Source organism: Rubripirellula tenax, from assembly GCF_007860125.1.
Taxonomy (GTDB): Bacteria; Planctomycetota; Planctomycetia; order Pirellulales; family Pirellulaceae; genus Rubripirellula; species Rubripirellula tenax.
This window is the reverse complement of record NZ_SJPW01000006.1, coordinates 54,729-70,335: the sequence shown is the minus strand read 5'-3', so window position 1 is coordinate 70,335 and position 15,607 is coordinate 54,729. Positions and strand designations below refer to the sequence as shown.

12 protein-coding genes are annotated in these 15,607 nt (G+C 57.7%); 7 read left to right on the top strand and 5 right to left on the bottom strand.

All coding sequences use genetic code 11. From position 1 onward, the window contains the following. Nucleotides 1-32: 32 nt before the first annotated feature. Complete coding sequence (locus Poly51_RS21295) at nucleotides 33-467, bottom strand: PEGA domain-containing protein (RefSeq protein ID WP_146459936.1); 435 nt, start codon at nucleotides 465-467, stop codon at nucleotides 33-35. A gap of 112 nt (nucleotides 468-579) precedes the next feature. Continuing rightward, entirely contained in the window at nucleotides 580-1,710 is a 1,131-nt protein-coding gene (gene aroB, locus Poly51_RS21290) for a 3-dehydroquinate synthase (protein ID WP_146459934.1), read from the bottom strand. A gap of 56 nt (nucleotides 1,711-1,766) precedes the next feature. Between aroB and Poly51_RS21285 the strand changes: the two genes are divergently transcribed. From Poly51_RS21285 to Poly51_RS21275, 3 genes are all read left to right on the top strand, one after another. Next, complete coding sequence (locus tag Poly51_RS21285) at nucleotides 1,767-2,363, top strand: hypothetical protein (protein WP_246114672.1); 597 nt, start codon at nucleotides 1,767-1,769, stop codon at nucleotides 2,361-2,363. 262 nt (nucleotides 2,364-2,625) lie between these two features. Next, nucleotides 2,626-4,200 carry a prenyltransferase/squalene oxidase repeat-containing protein gene (locus tag Poly51_RS21280; protein ID WP_146459932.1) on the top strand — a complete coding sequence of 525 codons (1,575 nt, stop codon included), beginning with the start codon at nucleotides 2,626-2,628 and terminating at the stop codon, nucleotides 4,198-4,200. Beyond that, nucleotides 4,169-4,552, top strand: coding sequence for a hypothetical protein (locus tag Poly51_RS21275; protein WP_146459930.1), 384 nt, complete (start codon nucleotides 4,169-4,171; stop codon nucleotides 4,550-4,552). Before Poly51_RS21280 ends, Poly51_RS21275 begins: the two co-directional genes overlap by 32 nt. Nucleotides 4,553-4,648: 96 nt before the next feature. Here Poly51_RS21275 and Poly51_RS21270 read toward each other — a convergent pair whose 3' ends face one another. The 3 genes from Poly51_RS21270 to Poly51_RS21260 all read right to left on the bottom strand — a co-directional run bounded on the left by Poly51_RS21270 (nucleotide 4,649) and on the right by Poly51_RS21260 (nucleotide 9,289). Next, nucleotides 4,649-5,494 (bottom strand): ion transporter, encoded by an 846-nt coding sequence (locus Poly51_RS21270; protein WP_146460662.1) that lies wholly within the window; start codon nucleotides 5,492-5,494, stop codon nucleotides 4,649-4,651. A gap of 67 nt (nucleotides 5,495-5,561) precedes the next feature. Next, nucleotides 5,562-7,370: a hypothetical protein gene (locus Poly51_RS21265; protein ID WP_246114671.1), complete on the bottom strand. Its 1,809-nt coding sequence runs from the start codon at nucleotides 7,368-7,370 to the stop codon at nucleotides 5,562-5,564. An 11-nt stretch (nucleotides 7,371-7,381) separates the two neighbouring features. Then, complete coding sequence (locus Poly51_RS21260; protein ID WP_146459928.1) at nucleotides 7,382-9,289, bottom strand: multiheme c-type cytochrome; 1,908 nt, start codon at nucleotides 9,287-9,289, stop codon at nucleotides 7,382-7,384. Nucleotides 9,290-9,638: 349 nt separating this feature from the next. Here Poly51_RS21260 and Poly51_RS21255 point away from each other — a divergent pair, with 349 nt between their 5' ends. The 4 genes from Poly51_RS21255 to Poly51_RS21240 all read left to right on the top strand — a co-directional run bounded on the left by Poly51_RS21255 (nucleotide 9,639) and on the right by Poly51_RS21240 (nucleotide 15,538). Next, complete coding sequence (locus tag Poly51_RS21255) at nucleotides 9,639-12,572, top strand: AsmA family protein (RefSeq protein WP_186775706.1); 2,934 nt, start codon at nucleotides 9,639-9,641, stop codon at nucleotides 12,570-12,572. 222 nt (nucleotides 12,573-12,794) lie between these two features. Further along, nucleotides 12,795-13,895: a polysaccharide biosynthesis/export family protein gene (locus Poly51_RS21250; RefSeq protein ID WP_246114670.1), complete on the top strand. Its 1,101-nt coding sequence runs from the start codon at nucleotides 12,795-12,797 to the stop codon at nucleotides 13,893-13,895. A 573-nt stretch (nucleotides 13,896-14,468) separates the two neighbouring features. Then, nucleotides 14,469-14,807, top strand: coding sequence for an ankyrin repeat domain-containing protein (locus Poly51_RS21245; protein ID WP_390621799.1), 339 nt, complete (start codon nucleotides 14,469-14,471; stop codon nucleotides 14,805-14,807). Nucleotides 14,808-15,028: 221 nt separating this feature from the next. Beyond that, complete coding sequence (locus tag Poly51_RS21240; protein WP_146459921.1) at nucleotides 15,029-15,538, top strand: hypothetical protein; 510 nt, start codon at nucleotides 15,029-15,031, stop codon at nucleotides 15,536-15,538. Nucleotides 15,539-15,607: the final 69 nt, after the last annotated feature.

Here is a 15,607-nt window from a genome sequence, read left to right as displayed (position 1 = left end):
GGCGTTCCGTTCATCGCGAGCAGGGACGAGGGTTAGGGCGGAGCGGTGATCACGCCGGCACGAGACTGGTTGCGAAGCGAATCGGCACGATCGAGCACATTATCGGTCGGCTCAACCGTTTTGGGTACCATTTCAAGGTCGATGATTCGTTCGTCACGAAGTTCGCCCGGCCACAGCGTCTCGGCAACAAAATCGATTCCCGGATACTGATACCACGGCGGCTTGATTTTACGGCGGATCGTTTCGGTGCGGTAACCGTCTTTTTCGATTCGGAGCTCTCGAGTCCCATAATAGAGGAAGCTGGTTGCCGCGGGGGTTGTCCCGATGACTTGGTTGTCAACGGAGACGGTCGCGCCCGGCGGACTGGTGCGGACCGTCATGCGACGCCGGACACAGCCGACAAGCGGCAGTGCAAGGACGGCGACCACAAAGATCGTCGCTGGCAATCGTGATTCGGTCGGCAACATAGACTCGAACGGATCGGTTCCGTTCCCCCTTGGTGCACGTTCATCGGCAAGGACCACCCGTCGCCGGGTTGTGTCCGTACCAACTTGGCGCCGCGGACGGGTAGTCCGGTTTTCATTTTTTCAGTTTCACGATCGCGTCGCGAACCGCCGATTCGTCGACATCGCCCACCATCTCGACGGATCCGATGCGTGTTGGCAGGATGAAACGTAGTTTTCCATGGGCGACTTTCTTGTCTCGCATCATGACCGGCAACATCGCATCGGGTTGGGCATCGGCCCATGTCGTCGGCAATCCACAGGCCTGAATCAATCGCGTTTGTCGTTCCCACAGCGCCCGATCACACATACCCGTATCGATCGCCATGCGAGCGGCCATCTGCATCCCGATCGCAACCGCTTCGCCGTGCAGGAACGTGCCATACCCGGCCGTCGATTCGATGGCGTGTGCAAAGGTATGACCATAGTTAAGAATCGCGCGGCGGCCGCTGGTTTCACGTTCGTCGTCCCCGACGACATTGGCTTTTGATTGGCAGCTTTTTCCGATCGCGTGTCGAAGCGACTCGGGATCACGAGCAACCAAGTCGCCGGCGTGAGATTCGAGGTAACCGAAAAATTCGGCGTCATCGATGACGCCGTACTTGATGACTTCGGCCAACCCGCTCAAGTAACTGCGGTCATCCAGCGTGGCTAGAACCGCCGTGTCGATCAACACGAGCGAGGGCTGCCAGAACGCGCCGACCATATTTTTGGCAGCCGGCAGGTTGATGCCCGTTTTGCCACCCACGCTGCTGTCGACCATCGCCAACAGCGTTGTGGGGATCTGGACGAACCGGACTCCACGGGCGAACGACGCGGCCACAAAACCAGCCAAGTCACCGATCACTCCGCCGCCCACCGCGACGATAACGCTTCGCCGATCGCCGCCTTCGGACAACACCCAGGCCAGCAACCGTTCGAACTCGGCGACCGATTTGCTGGGTTCGCCCGACGCGACGGTGGTTGCGGAAACGCGAATCGGCCGATCCGTTGCGGACTCGGCCAATTTTTCGGCCAGCGGACGCCCCCAGGCCTGATCAACCGACTCATCGGCGATCAATAGCACGTGCGACAGATCGCCCAGTTGGTCGATGATTGTTTCGGCAAATCGGTCTGCGGCATCACTGGTGATTTCGATCGGGTAGCTTCGATCACCCAACAGAACGTCGACCGTGTTGACGTGAGGGCCTTGCGACGACGGTACCATGCGTGTATCCCAACTCGATAAAACGTTTCAAAATGACTCCGGCGACAACTTACCCCATGACCGACCCATCGATCGAGGCCCAGAAGTACAACGACCCTCGCGCAAAAATCACTGGCCGCGGCATCGCGATGGGCGTCGCGGTCGCGGTGCTTGCTGTCGTGGGTGCGTGGGCCAGCATCCATGCCAGGAAAACTCAGCTGGGTGAAACGACTCGTTTTTGGGGTCAAGACACGATCACGGCGTTGCAATTGGGCGAGCGTATCGAAATTCGGCCGCGCGGGGCCAGCACGTTCGAGCCCGTCGATTTGACGTCAACGCCGGGACTGGGGCACCTGCGCCGCGCCCTGTTGGACGAACGTCATTTTGACTGGGCCACCGAAACGGAGGGTGCGGCAACCGAGATGTGCGGCCAAGTGGAATCCGATGCGGATGCGGCGTCAGAGGCGCCTGGGTGTCTGCAGATTCGCATCACGGATCCGACCGGTCATCGTTTCGAGCCCATCGAAATCGATTTGGCGCTCGACGGGGGGTGGGTCGGTCCGAGCGACGGTACCAAGCGGGTGAAAGTAACCGATTGGGTGCAACCGAAGCTGAAGAACTGGTTCAAAACCATCATGTCCGTCAAGCAAAAACGCTATGACGATCGTGACTGAGATGACGTCGCGTGGTTCGAATGGCGGATCAAAGTGCGTCGAATCCTGGGTATAACGAAGCTGGCCCAGCGTTCCAGATAGATGGCGTAGATGCCGACGATTCGATCGCGCCCGTCACCGCCGTTCATCGACGCCGTTTGCGTGTGCGAAGTCGCCCGAAACGGGTTACAATGAATCGTCAGGTTCGCCTCTTTCCTTCCCACGTCGCGCCTTCCCTGCGTCCTTATCTTTCCCGCAACGCTGGCATCGAGCTTCAACATCCATGGCCACTGATCCGACTGCAGAACCATCCAACGATCCGATCGTGGCGATTCCAGTGCCCAGTGTGGAATACGAGGACACGATCGAAGACGAGTACGTTGTCCCGGTGGGTCGTTTTGCGTTCTTGAAGGCCGCGCCGGCGTGGCTGGTCAGCATGATGTTGCATTTGCTGATTCTATTGGCACTGGGTTTGATCACGTTCACCGATCCCGTCAAGATCGTCAACGTTTTGACCGCCAACAGCACATCGGAAGAAGGCCCAGAGATCGAAGAGTTCACGATCGAAGAGGTCGAACCCGGCGAAGTTGCCGAGATGGAAGAAGTTTCGGAGCCGATCTCGGAACTGACCGAGCCGATGGAATTGAGCGAACCGGTCGAGGTTACGCCGATGGAAATGGCGACTCCGGTCATGGACATGGGTGATTTTGCCGCCGACATGGCGCCTTCGATGACCAGCTTGCAATCGCTCGCGTCGATGACCAGCCAACCGTTGGGTAGCCGCAGCGAAGACATGAAAAAGAAGTTGCTGCGTGACTACGGCGGCAACGAATCCAGCGAAGCGGCCGTGACCGAATCGCTGAAGTGGTTTTCGCGTCACCAGATGCCCAACGGAGCTTGGACGTTCTCGCACAACTTGGCCTGCAACGGAGCGTGCGGTAATCCCGGCGATGAAGCCCGTGGCAGGGCGTTATCGGCTTCGACGGCGATGGCACTTTTGCCGTTCATGGGTGCTGGACAAACGCATGTTCAAGGCGACTTTAAAAATGTCGTCCTTCGTGGATTGCGATTCTTGGTTCAAAGCGGCAAGCCGGGCAAGAACGGCGGCATGCAAGTGCTGGACCTGCGGACCGGCGGCGACATGTATTCCCACGGCTTAGCAGCGATCGCCTTGTGCGAAGCGTATGCGATGACCGAAGACCCTGAATTGCTGGGACCGGCCCAAGCCGCGATCAACTACATCGTTGCCGCCCAGTGCCGTGACGGCGGATGGCGATACAGTTTTCAAGATCCTCGCGGCGGCGACACGTCCGTCTTTGGTTGGCAAGTGATGGCGCTGAAGAGCGGTTACATGGGACACCTTTCGATTCCCCCGGCGACCATTCAAGGCTCAACGCTGTTTTTAAATCGTGTCCAATCGAACAACGGTTCGATCTATGGCTACGACAAACCGTCGACCAGAGTGCGATCGGGAACCACGGCGATCGGGTTGTTGTGCCGAATGTATACGGGTTGGGACAAGACGCATCCGGGCATCGTCGAAGGCGTCAAGAATTTGACGAAGATCGGCGTTCAAAAGGACGATCTGTACTACAACTATTACGCGGCTCAAGTCCTTCGGCACTACGGCGGCGAAGAATGGGACAAGTACAACGTCGAGCTTCGCGATTGGTTGGTTTCTCAACAATCACAAACGTCCGGTGCGAAGGGAAGCTGGTACATCAAGAGCAAAGTTCACGGCATGGACGAGGGCGGTCGCTTGTTGCAGACGTCGTTCGCGACCATGATTTTGGAAGTCTATTATCGGCACATGCCGCTTTACGCCGATGCCGCATCCGAAGACGACTTCCCGCTCTAAATCGCCGTGGTTGCTGCTGGCCGTTTTCGCCATCCTCTCCGGTGCATCCCTTTGGACATTGGTCCAAGCGAGTCGGTTCCTGCAAAGGGCATCGTCGCGAGCGACCCCTTCGGTCCCTTGGACGGATGAGTCGGCGTTTTACGATTCCACGCGTCGAGCACTCCGAGACGGCCCCAAGTCCCAAAGGCTCGATATCATCCGACACCTAGGCGATCAGGGTTCCGCCGCCGAACCGTTCTTGACCGACTTAGAAGCTGCCGCGGGCGACGAAGATTCTGAGATTGCCGCAGCGGCATCGATCGCAGTCGGTCGAATTCGAGGTGGGTTTGACGCTGAGAGTGAGTCGCGTTGACCGGACGGCGGTTGTGAGCGACGGCAGGAACGTTCCCGGACTGAATTTCCGTGTTAGTGGAACGGCACGTGTCGAACTTTGTTCCGCGACGAATCGTCAAACGTGCAGCAGATCGCCACATCGATAGCAGTATTTCGCATCGACGGGCTGGCCCACGGCTGCGCAGTGCGGGCACGGTGGTTCGTCGGGCGTTTGCGTTTGCTGGATGATTTCGGCGCTGACGAACGTCGACGGCACGATGATCAAGCTATAGCCCAACAAAATCAAAGCAGCCGAGATGAATTTCCCCAGCGTCGTCTTGGGAACGATGTCGCCGTAGCCGACGGTCGTCATCGTGACGATGGCCCAGTACATCGCTTGCGGAATCGACGTGAATTGTCCGCTGCCTTCGGCACCATCAAGATGTTCGATGTGATACATCAGCGTTCCGCTGATCGTGACGGCGACCAAGACGACCGACAGGAAGACGATAATTTTGTTTCGCGAACGCCAAACCGCCGACGCCAACTCGTCGGCGTCGTCCATCATCCGCCACAACTTCAAAACACGAAATACGCGAAGCAAACGGATCGCACGCAAGGTTACAAACGATGCCGACGAAGCGCCCATCAGTGGCATGATGAACGTTGGTAGAAAACTAAGAACGTCGATGATGCCCCAAAAACTGATCGCATACTTGATCGGACGGCGGACCGTCATCAATCGCATCACATATTCGATCGTGAACAGCCCCGCCAGAATACGTTCGCACAGCACGAACTGATCCTGCCAAGCGGCGTATTCGGGGACCGTTTCCATGGCGACCAAAACGATGCTGGCCAAGATCGCGACCAACAACCCAATGTCAAACCATCGGCCGGCCGGCGAATCGGCCTCGAAAATGATGTCATGCCATTCACGCCGCCAACCCGGATCGGCCGGTCGTTGGACGTCGCGTTTCATGCGGGCGCGCGATGGTTTCGCAGGTGTGGACATGTTCAAAAAAACAAATTGAATTCGGGCGGCGTGTCTAGAATTTCCAACGATACTCCATCCGTGTCCCGTACACGTCCACTAAATCGCGTCGCCAGCCGTACATCGCATCAAAACGCAGGAGCGAACGATTGGAAATCGGGAACTGGTACCGCGTGCCCGTTGCGAATTGGTCAGCCGGCACAAGCGGGTTCTTGTCGCCGTGCGGTGTCACATAGCTGACTTCGACCAGCCATTGTTGGTCCAGATCTTTGCCAATCAAATCGACGCCGACGCTGCCGCCCGCTGTGTCAGCGGCCGTCGGGTCTAAGGTTGCAAATCCGTTCAACCCGTCCGTATCGAAGTTGATGCCCGTATTCCGCAAGATGCCGCCCGAGACACCGGCCCGCGCGACCGACTGCGGCCGGTCCCATCCATAAAAAAAGTTCGCATAGGGAACGACGGTTAACGGGTTCGCCGTGATCAAACTGTTCTCGAACAGAAACAGTCCTCCATCGGCCGTGCGGTCGGCCTTCGCCAAGTCTTGTCCGCTGTTGATGATCACGCGAACGCTATTGCTGATCCGATCAAAGTACCGCCGGGTGAAGCTGGCGGTCATGTTGTGATAGCTCTTGGCGTCGTTGTTGCGATCGCGGACGTAGGCATATCCGGTTTCGATGTAGCCGCCGTAGGCTTCGATGAACCATGCCGTCCCGAAGGCTTGCGCGGCATGCTCGTCGGCACCGAACGCGGCGCTGTTGAGTTGATCGAAAACGGCGAAGAATGTCGCGTCGTAGTTCGACCAGTTTAGCAACCTGCTGTGACGGGCCGGTAACGAAAACGCACCACCGGTCACGGCGTCTTCCATCCAAATGCCGTTCTGAAACAACAACGGAACCAGCCCCAGTGTGATCGGCAATTCGAAGGGCGACGATGTGCCCATCAAGCCACCCAGCATCGCGCCGACGTCGCCTTCGTAGAATCCCGTCAACGGAGTAAAGTCGATCTCGTCACGAAATCGATAGTCACCGGCGACTCTTTCCCAGCGCGTGAAGGCACCATTTTTGTCGATCGGCCCCACAAACGAGTGAAAGCGGCCGGCGTCGGTGACTTGCAAGTCGATGTCTAGGTTAAGCCGGTTGGCCCAATTGTCGGTTCGGCCGGCTGCATTGCGTCCCGCCGCGATCCCCGAACGAAAGTCGCCGTACACGTACAACTTGGGGCGAACCATGTTCGTCTTTCCAAACCAATTCCGCCCGCGTGGTGTGATGCCGTCGCCATAGAAGATTCGCCCCCACTCGATCCACGGATGCTGAGTCGGAACGTCATGCTTGGCATCGTAAACCCATTGCTCGCGTTCGGAGTCATGCAACATTGACGCCGACGGAAGCGGTGTCGGCGAAAAGTCGTTGTAGTAGGGATCTTGAATCTGGCAGCCGATCGGCAACTCGCTGAATGAATCCGATGGCGAGGGAACCGATTCTTCGGACGCGGCGTTCAGTGTGGACGATGCCAACGCGGACTCAATCACGTTGTTGAAATCGATCCAATCGAAGTCGGTATCCGGAATGTCGGTATCCGTGCCGGTCGCGACCGGAGGCGACAAGACCAGCTTGATGCCTTCCTCGTCGACTTTTAACGATCGCATTCGCGCGGTCAAATCCGGCGCCGGCAATCGCGTTGGTTTGTCGACAGCCGGTAATCGCAACGGTTTTTCGACGGACGGCAGCCGTGTGGGGCGAGGTTTTTTACCATCAGATTCCGCGAACCCCGTGGTCGCCCAAGCGAGCGAACCGAGTCCCAGAGCCGCGCCGTAAACGACGCAAAGAAGCCGCGATCGTTTCTTTTCTGTTTTACACGTTTTCATGATGACTTCCGTTACCTCACCAAGAACGTGTGGCTGCTGTTGCATAGATCGAGCATATTTTCATTCATGCGGCGAATCATGTCGGGCGTCGAGTTGATTTGACGCATGAAATACATCGGCTCGGTGCGGCTACGCATCCGAACGCTCAATCGATAGGTGCCCGGCTTTCGCATCGCGGATGCCGGAATGTGGTACTTCGCCGTTCGATGGTCGAGTGGCGCGATCGAGTGTGCCTCCATTCGGATCAGCGGCGGATGATTCAGTACGCTGACGGGAACCGCGCCGGGACGCAGAAACGCAAGTTGGTCAAGGCTGAAGTTCAGCGGCAACGCCGCCTCGCGATCGGTTCCGCGAACGTTGTTGATCAAAAATTTGGTTTGCAAGTTGAACAAATCTTTGTCTCGCGGGATGCGATGCTTGGCGACTTCGACCGAGTGCATGTCGGCCAAGTCGGCATTGCGATCCAGGTAGCCACTTTCCCAGACGCGGCGACCGTCCGGATCAATCAACACGGCGTTGAGCCAGAGTTGTGGCTGCGCGCCCAATGATCCGGTCGGCAAGTTGTGCCCTTCGCTGACGTTGCTGACGCGGTAGCTGATTGTCATGCCGCGACCGGCGCGAGGCGAATCGTGGAATTTGGGTCCGTCGACTTTCAAACCCGCTTCCATCGTCATCACCGCAGCACCGCGTTTCTCTTGAACTTTTGCCAAGTTGGCATCGATCACCTTGCGGCCGTCACGACGATCATCAGCGGTGTCCCAAGGCTTGGGAAAGGCATGATGGGCGCCCACCGTTTTTTCGAACGCGTCGGTGCCCCAGCCTGCTTCGTGATCGAACGCTAACCAATCACGCGGGCTGAAGTTTTTTGCTTTCGGATTGTGCGGGAAGATTCCGGGGTGCGCGATGGAGTATCCGGGGCCCCACATCATGTGGTTGGATAGCTTGCGCGGCTCGCCGTACGGTTTGTCGCTAAGCATTGCTGCGTGGCCATAGTCGTAACCGGTCGGCTTGCCCGGAACGGCACCCATGTGACAGTCTTGGCAAGAGATGCCTTTGGCCGCCGCCGGACCGTGGCGGTATTGCGAATGCACGACTTCCAACCAAATGCCCGGGTGCACGGCAACTTGGTGGCACGAAACACAAACATCGCTATTGGTCAGTGGTTCAAAGAAGAAACTTGACCCGTGGATGTCTTGGCCAGGCCCTTTCTGGCCGTGCTGAGTCTTCAGTTTCAGTTCGTCGGCCTTGGCGAGCGCGCTGGCCAATCCGTGACCACCGGACGAACCGCCGACCGGAGCGTGGATGTCGCCCGGTTCGATACGGCGATCCCCGTTGCTGCGGCCGTAATGTTCGCGGACGCGGTGGCAGGCGATGCACGTAACGCCTTCGCGGACGACCGGTGGAGCATCCAGCACGCTAGCGGCGCGCGAAAGCTTCAACTGCGTTCCCACCGGTGAATGGCATCGCATGCAAAACGATCCAACGGTGCCACGCGTGTAGTCGATCATCGCTTGTTCGAATCGTTGGAACATCGGCGACACCGACGCATAGGCATGTCCGCTGGCACGCCACTGTTCGTATTGACCGGGGTGACAGGCGCGACACGACTCGGCCGACGGATAACAGTTCTCGGTCCACAGGGCCTCGTGAGGATCAGGCGCCGTCTTGTCCGGCGGATCGATCGGTTTCGTCGACCCCATCCCCGCCAGCGGATCCGCATCTGCGTCGCCGTCCAACCCTTGCCCAAGTAAGTCGTCGCCCAACAAGTCGTCGCCACCGAGCAGGTCGTCACCAAGCAAATCGTCGCTGAGCAAATCTTCGCTGGCGGCTGGACCGAGCAGCAGGTCATCGTCCGCCCTTAGCGTCGGATGTGGCATGCAAGCCATCGCCAGAACTAGGATGATCACCAATCGTGTCATGAAACGAGTTCGGGGTAAGCGGGTCGGGCAGTGTCAACGAAGTCGCTATCGATACAACGAGCTCAACGTTTTCAATCGTCATGACCGCGCCCGCACAGTGCGTTGGATCCGGATTCCACGCACCAAGTCCGTAACCGCTAAGGCTTAACATTGGGATCGTTTCACACATCGGCAACTCTTTTTCGGTGTCAAACGCTCGGGATTGATCCGGTTGCATGAATCAACCGCGATCTCAGCGTCCCGAAGAGCGGCTTTACCGATGAAGAAGGATGGCGCGGTGATTCGAATCGAAACTCAGCGCAATTTCCGCGTGAATCCGTTCCACCCATTCGAACCAAGGTTTCGACGCATGAATTTTTTCAATTCGCTTCGCAACCTGGCTCGTTTATTCGCCATCTTTTTCGCAGTTTCGCTCACGGCCGCTTTCGCGCAAGACGGGGCGTCGGATGAAAAGGACGACGGCATACGCCGCTGGACCACGAGGTGGTCGTTCCAAGACGTCGACGTCGACAGTTTGTTGTCACGTTTGGAATCGATCGGTATTCAGATCCCGATCCAAGCAGGCGGCGACGTGTCGGTTGATTTTCAAGTCGGCGTCCCGCTGACCCAATTCACTGATGCGGCCGCTTACCGACTGGCCGGGCGGATCTCTGCCAAGCGTCTGGTTTTAGAAAATCTTTTGTTAGAAGAATTTTCCGCCAACGTGGATTACCGCGACGGCGTGTTCACGCTGGATAAAATCGACGGCCGCTGGATCGACGGAAAATCGGCTGAATCTTCGCGAGACGCAACACCTGGATCAAAAGCATCGGGTCGACTATCGGGCCAGTCGACACTCGCGCTTGTCCCACGAGGCGACGCTTCGGTCCGCTTGAACATGGACGGTCTTTCAATCGGTCCGCTTCATGACTTGGTCAGCGCGGCGACCGGCGATGACGACCGCCCCGAAGTTGCGGGCAGCGTGACGGGCCAAATTGACTTGAGAATGCGGGTCGATTCGCTCGCCGACGTCGCGACGTGGAATGGGAAAGCAGATTTGAAAATCCAAAATTTGACAGTGGGTGATTCGCTGCCCCTGACGATCGTCACGGGCCCCATGGTGGTTCGTGACTCCATCGTGCAAGCCCTTTTGATAAAGGTGACGTCGCCCGCCGCCAAGGACGTTCGATGGGACATCGCCGGACAACTTGAGTTGACCGGACGACAACGTTTTCAGTTTCAAATGCGTGGCAATGATGTGCCGCTGCAAACCTTGTCAGCGCTGGCAGCGCAGGGGTCATCGTCGGTCCCGCCGCGAATGGCGGAAGGCAAGTTGGATCTCGATCTGGCGGGCCAAGGTGAATGGGCATCCGACGATTGGCGCATCAAGGGGCGAATCGGTTCACCGCAATTGAAACTGTTTCAGCAAGATTTCGGGATGCTAGAACATCGCGTCGAAATCGATCCGAAGCAGTTCGCGCTGACGCCGATTCACCAAGACATTCCCTCCGCCACGATGCTGATCCGGCAGGTCGAGATGGACTACGAAATCTCCGCAGACGAGATCGTCGTCCGGGACCTATCGGCAAGCATTTTCGGTGGCCAGGTCCGCGGTTCTGCGACGCTGGCGACGGCCGAGTCGGGGCAGTATGAGGTCGCCTTAAACTGGCAAAACATTCGACCGCGAATCGCGGCGTCCGCGTTGTTGCCGTTCGATGTCTTAACCGCAACCAGCCAGATCGAGGCGACCACCTCGGGGCGAATCGAATGGGCCGTTCCGGTAGATGAAATCAACTTGGTTTCCAAACATCGCGGCGTGGCCATGGTTTCGGTTAACGATATCCGAGTCGGAAAAGCCGAAGTCGGCGAAGTCGAACTGAACCTCTCCGCCGGCGAAGGATCGATCAAACTTGATGGGACTGGCAAACTGTTCGGCGGAAGTCTTTCGGTCGACACCGTTTCACCCGTCGAAGATCAAGAGACATGGTCGACGTGGCTTCGCAGATTGCCCCTCGGACAGATCCGCGTCGAGACGGCGCGGCTGGATCGACTGGTACCCGTCATCCGCCCGCGTGAACAGCGACGCTATCGCGGCACGGTATCGGCGAGCGTGATCAACCGAAAAGAAGACGCAAATTTGTCAGCCGAGTTCATCGTTTCGGATTTTGCGATCGATGGCAGAAGCATTTCCCGCGGCATGTCGGCCGACGTCACGTGGTCCGAACAATCGATCGTCGTACGGCGAGCCAGCGGTACGTATGCCGGCGGGCGGATGTTTGCCAGCGGGCGTTGGTCCGTCGCACCTGGGGGAACGCGAAGTCTTCAGTTTCATTTTTCCGGTGTCGATGCGATGGCCGCCGTGCTGCCGCTATCCGAAACCATTTCGCAGCGCGTGGCGGGAACCGTTTCGGGCGACTTGAGTTTGTCGGGCGATGGTGACTATAGAATCCGAGGGTCTGTCCGCGCTCACGACAGTTCCTTGTTTTCGGTGTCTACGGGAACTGTCGATGCGGGGCTAACGGCAAGAATCAGCGACGACGCCCGCGCCTGGAATTTGCGACTCAGTTCGATACGCGGCGACCTTGCCAGTGGCCAAATTTTCGGAGACGCAGAGTTTTCATCGACCGGCGGATCGATCCCGTCGTTTGATATGGACAGCCGGTTCCGCGTCCGACGTGTCGATTTTGGGGAATTGATATCCCAGCTGGGCACTTCGACTCAGATAGCACACGGACGGATCAGCGGCGAAGTCTCATTGCGTGGCCGACGCATCCAAAGCGTTTCCGATTTGAGCGGTCAATTCGCGGCGGAATTGGGGGCGACACAAGCATCCGCCGTGCCCGGTTTGTTGAAGGCGAATCGGTTTCTCGGCGCACTTTCCTTGGTCGGAACGAAATTCGACCGAGGCGAACTGAACGGCACGATCGGGCGGGGTGCATTCAACATCGACGAGTTTTGGTTGCGCGGCGATCGTGTCCGCGTGTTTGCGGAAGGTCGCGTAAGCATTGCCGATTTGCGGATGGACATCGAAGCCGTGTTGGCAACGGGATACCTGCAAGCTGACGAAGCAAAGATCGTTGCCTTGGCCGCACAGCTTGCGTTGCAGGCGGCCATTCCCGTGGGGCTGATTCTGGAACTGAATCGGCTCTTCAGCAATCGCACATTGTACCTCGGTGTGACGGGGCCGCTGAGTGATCCGAGCGTGCGGTTGAATCCGGTCGAAACGCTGCGTGCTGCGGCCGGCCGTTTCCTGGTCCGCGAAGCGATGGTTTTGTTGACTGCCGGCGGCCGCGTCAGCCAATAACGCAGGCCTGCCAATCGCGACTGGGCAGAAACCCGCCTCTTACGGGGACGTAACAGCCTTTTCGTCGAGCGGACCGGCCGTTGGTAAACATTGCCGGTTGTAGCGATTCTTTGCGTCGTTCGGATTGTCAGAGTCGTTCCGATTCTAACCGTCATGCCGGTCTTAGCGTGCCGGACGATTGACTTGTGACGGTTGGAACGATCGCGCCGATGTTGATGGGGCGTGCGTCTAGTAGCAGACGCCGGCGAGTCAGCAATCGGCATAGATCTACCGCAAGGCATCGAGATGACCATCAACAAGTTCATTCACACGATCGCGGCCGCATCCATCATCATGCTGTCCACCGGGTGCAGTAGCCTGGGGTTGTCGCTGTTCCCGACCGGCCATTATTTGACCGAGCAGAGTGTCGAGATTCTAAAGTGTTCGCCTCGCGCGGCCGAAATTCCACGCGAGTTGTCGCTGGGCGTCGAGCCCGTGCACTATCTGCATCCCGGCGACATGGTCTTGATCGAGCCGGTCGAACTGGACAGCGAAGTGAGGATCCCGGCGGATCAAAAGATCCTGACCGATGGGACGGTTGATCTGGGTAAGTTCGGCCGCGTCGTGTTGGCCGGTCACACGGTGGAAGGCGCCGAAGCCCTGATCGAACAATCGATCGTTGCCAGCGGCGAAGCATCCGAGCCGATCAATGTTCGTTTACTCGACCCGGTCCATCGCTTCTATGTCCTGGGCGAAGTCAATTCACCCGGCAGCTATCCCTTGGAAGGTCATGAATCGGTTCTGGATGGAATCTTGGCCGCCGGCGGTTTGACCAGCGCTGCGGCGCCGTGCAAGATCTTGTTGGCGCGTCCGACGATGCCGACGTCATGCCGAGTGACGTTGCCCGTCTGTTACCGTGAAATCACGCAGCTTGGCGACACGACGACCAACTATCAATTGCAGCCCGGCGACCGAATCTTTGTTGCGACGCGAACGTTCTGCGAGGACTTGATGTTCTGGCAAGCCGACAAGACGTGCGAACGATGTTGCAAGTGTCAAAAAGCTTGTTTGGATCCAAACATGATCGCCCGCGAAAACCCGATGGGCTGCGTTGCCGTCACCCCGGTCAGTGCATCCATCGTGACGGAAAACGCCGCGGTTGTTCGTACCGAAGTGGTTGACGTTGGGACGACGAGTCGCCCGGTTGCTCCGAGTCGATTGCCCGACACGAATTCGAATCGCTCGACGTTAGTGGATGGTGAGCTGGACTTCGGCGACGTCGACCCAATGGATCGATTCGAGCCCCTGTGGATCACTCCGTCTGAACCCGCCGAATCGCCCTAAGGCGTAACTTTTGAAGTTGCGATTTCTGCCGTGCAGGATGGATTTGAAAACGCAAACTACGAGCGAAAGCGATCTTCACTCTCCCACTGGGAGAGTCGAGCCTAAGCGAGGAGAGGGCTAGGACATTGCTCTCCCCGGCCGCTACCGCGTCCGATCCTCCCGCTGCGCGGGAGGGTAAAAGCGCAACTTCAAAAGGTGTAAGCAAGCATCGCAGAGCCATATCAGCGACGGCCGCTTCATTAGCTAGTGTCTGTCCGGAAATCACTCCGAGTGCGATTTCCTCGGGGTGAGCTTACGAGTTTCAGTCGCGAAGATTCGGATTCCGAGTAGCGGGCGAAGTGATTTCCGGCTTCTCTACATGTTTTGCGAGCGAACGTGGGAGTCAACCTATGGCGCGGTCTTGAAGGCTAATGAGGCGTCGATACGACCTTACGCACCCAAAGCTACCACGAACCATCAATTGGCCGCGTAAACTCGCGCCCTGGCGAGACGACACCCGGCTTCGGCAAGGAGCGCGTCGGGGTAGCCCTGGCGCTGGCTTCAGCGGGGGCTGACCTGAACGCACTCTCTCCTTTGGACGGATTTCGGCCCATTCACCTAGTCGCGATGCCCAACCGCGTGGAAATGATCAGGTTCTTCGTTTCCCAAGGTGTCGATGTTGATAGTAGGACCAAGGCATGTTCTGTTATCGACCTGCCAAGCGAAGCCGGGCCGTTGCAAGGTTTCGGTTGTACCGCATTGATGGTCTCTGCCGCCGAAGGTTTTCTCGAAGCGACAACATGTTTGCTTGAGTTGGGCGCTGATCCAATGGCAGTAAGCGACGAAGGGCATACCGCGATGGATTTTGCTCAGCGGCGTTTCTGGGATGGCCAGCCGTATGACCGTGTCATCGATTTATTGAAAAGCATGTAGCACCCGTCCTGAACGCCGCTTCCGTAGCACCATTCCGTGCACCGAGTCACATTTGGGCGTTGCAGAAATAGCACATCAACGTTGCATGCTCGATAGTGTGTACTGCAATCGGACTGAAACAATGAGACGACTAGCCTTGCTCCTTGCCCTAGCAGCACTAGGGTGCACTGGGCTGCGCCTCCGAACGGTCGCGTGTAGTGCCGGCCCCCCTTCGCATTGCGATGCCCGTCGATGCCTCTGTCGCATTGCGTGGCGGTACCCAATTCAAGTTGCTCTCGTTGGACACAAACTACTTTGATCGCAAACAACGCCCAAGCGTTTTCCACAACTTCAATGTCTTGGGCGCCACAAGCGTCTCGCCCACCGATCAGGCAAAACTTGTTGATGCGTTGATTGCCAGCGTTCTCGAGAACGACGGGGCAACCGGGGCCTGTTTCAATCCAAGGCACGGCATACGGACTAAGGATCGAGCGGGAAAAAAATGTACGATGGGCATTCGTGCCCGTCGCGAACATCTCGGGAAAAAGTGCCCGAGTTACGGCAATTATTTTCCGCTCGATCCTAAGTGCAATGATAAGCGATTCGATTTTGTCATCTGCTTTGAGTGCCTGCAGATCTACTGGTACGTTGACGACGAGAAGAACCCGATGATCCTTACGTCAGGCTCGCCCCTGGATCTGTTCAACGACGTCTTGACTGCGGCATCGATTCCCATCGCCGATCCCGCGTAGTGACAGAGGTGAACCATGCGTTGCACCGGAGTTGCTGTGGTCGCACGTTTGGGGTGCTTGTTCTGTGGT

What these genes read in the sequence shown, in the direction of transcription:
- Poly51_RS21285 (WP_246114672.1), top strand. Translation starts at nt 1,767, where the DNA reads ATGACCGACCCATCGATCGAGGCCCAGAAGTACAACGACCCTCGCGCA.
- Poly51_RS21255 (WP_186775706.1), top strand. Translation starts at nt 9,639, where the DNA reads ATGAATTTTTTCAATTCGCTTCGCAACCTGGCTCGTTTATTCGCCATC.
- Poly51_RS21280 (WP_146459932.1), top strand. Translation starts at nt 2,626, where the DNA reads ATGGCCACTGATCCGACTGCAGAACCATCCAACGATCCGATCGTGGCG.
- aroB (WP_146459934.1), bottom strand. Translation starts at nt 1,710, where the DNA reads ATGGTACCGTCGTCGCAAGGCCCTCACGTCAACACGGTCGACGTTCTG.
- Poly51_RS21260 (WP_146459928.1), bottom strand. Translation starts at nt 9,289, where the DNA reads ATGACACGATTGGTGATCATCCTAGTTCTGGCGATGGCTTGCATGCCA.
- Poly51_RS21270 (WP_146460662.1), bottom strand. Translation starts at nt 5,494, where the DNA reads ATGAAACGCGACGTCCAACGACCGGCCGATCCGGGTTGGCGGCGTGAA.
- Poly51_RS21275 (WP_146459930.1), top strand. Translation starts at nt 4,169, where the DNA reads ATGCCGCATCCGAAGACGACTTCCCGCTCTAAATCGCCGTGGTTGCTG.
- Poly51_RS21240 (WP_146459921.1), top strand. Translation starts at nt 15,029, where the DNA reads ATGCCCGTCGATGCCTCTGTCGCATTGCGTGGCGGTACCCAATTCAAG.
- Poly51_RS21265 (WP_246114671.1), bottom strand. Translation starts at nt 7,370, where the DNA reads ATGAAAACGTGTAAAACAGAAAAGAAACGATCGCGGCTTCTTTGCGTC.
- Poly51_RS21295 (WP_146459936.1), bottom strand. Translation starts at nt 467, where the DNA reads ATGTTGCCGACCGAATCACGATTGCCAGCGACGATCTTTGTGGTCGCC.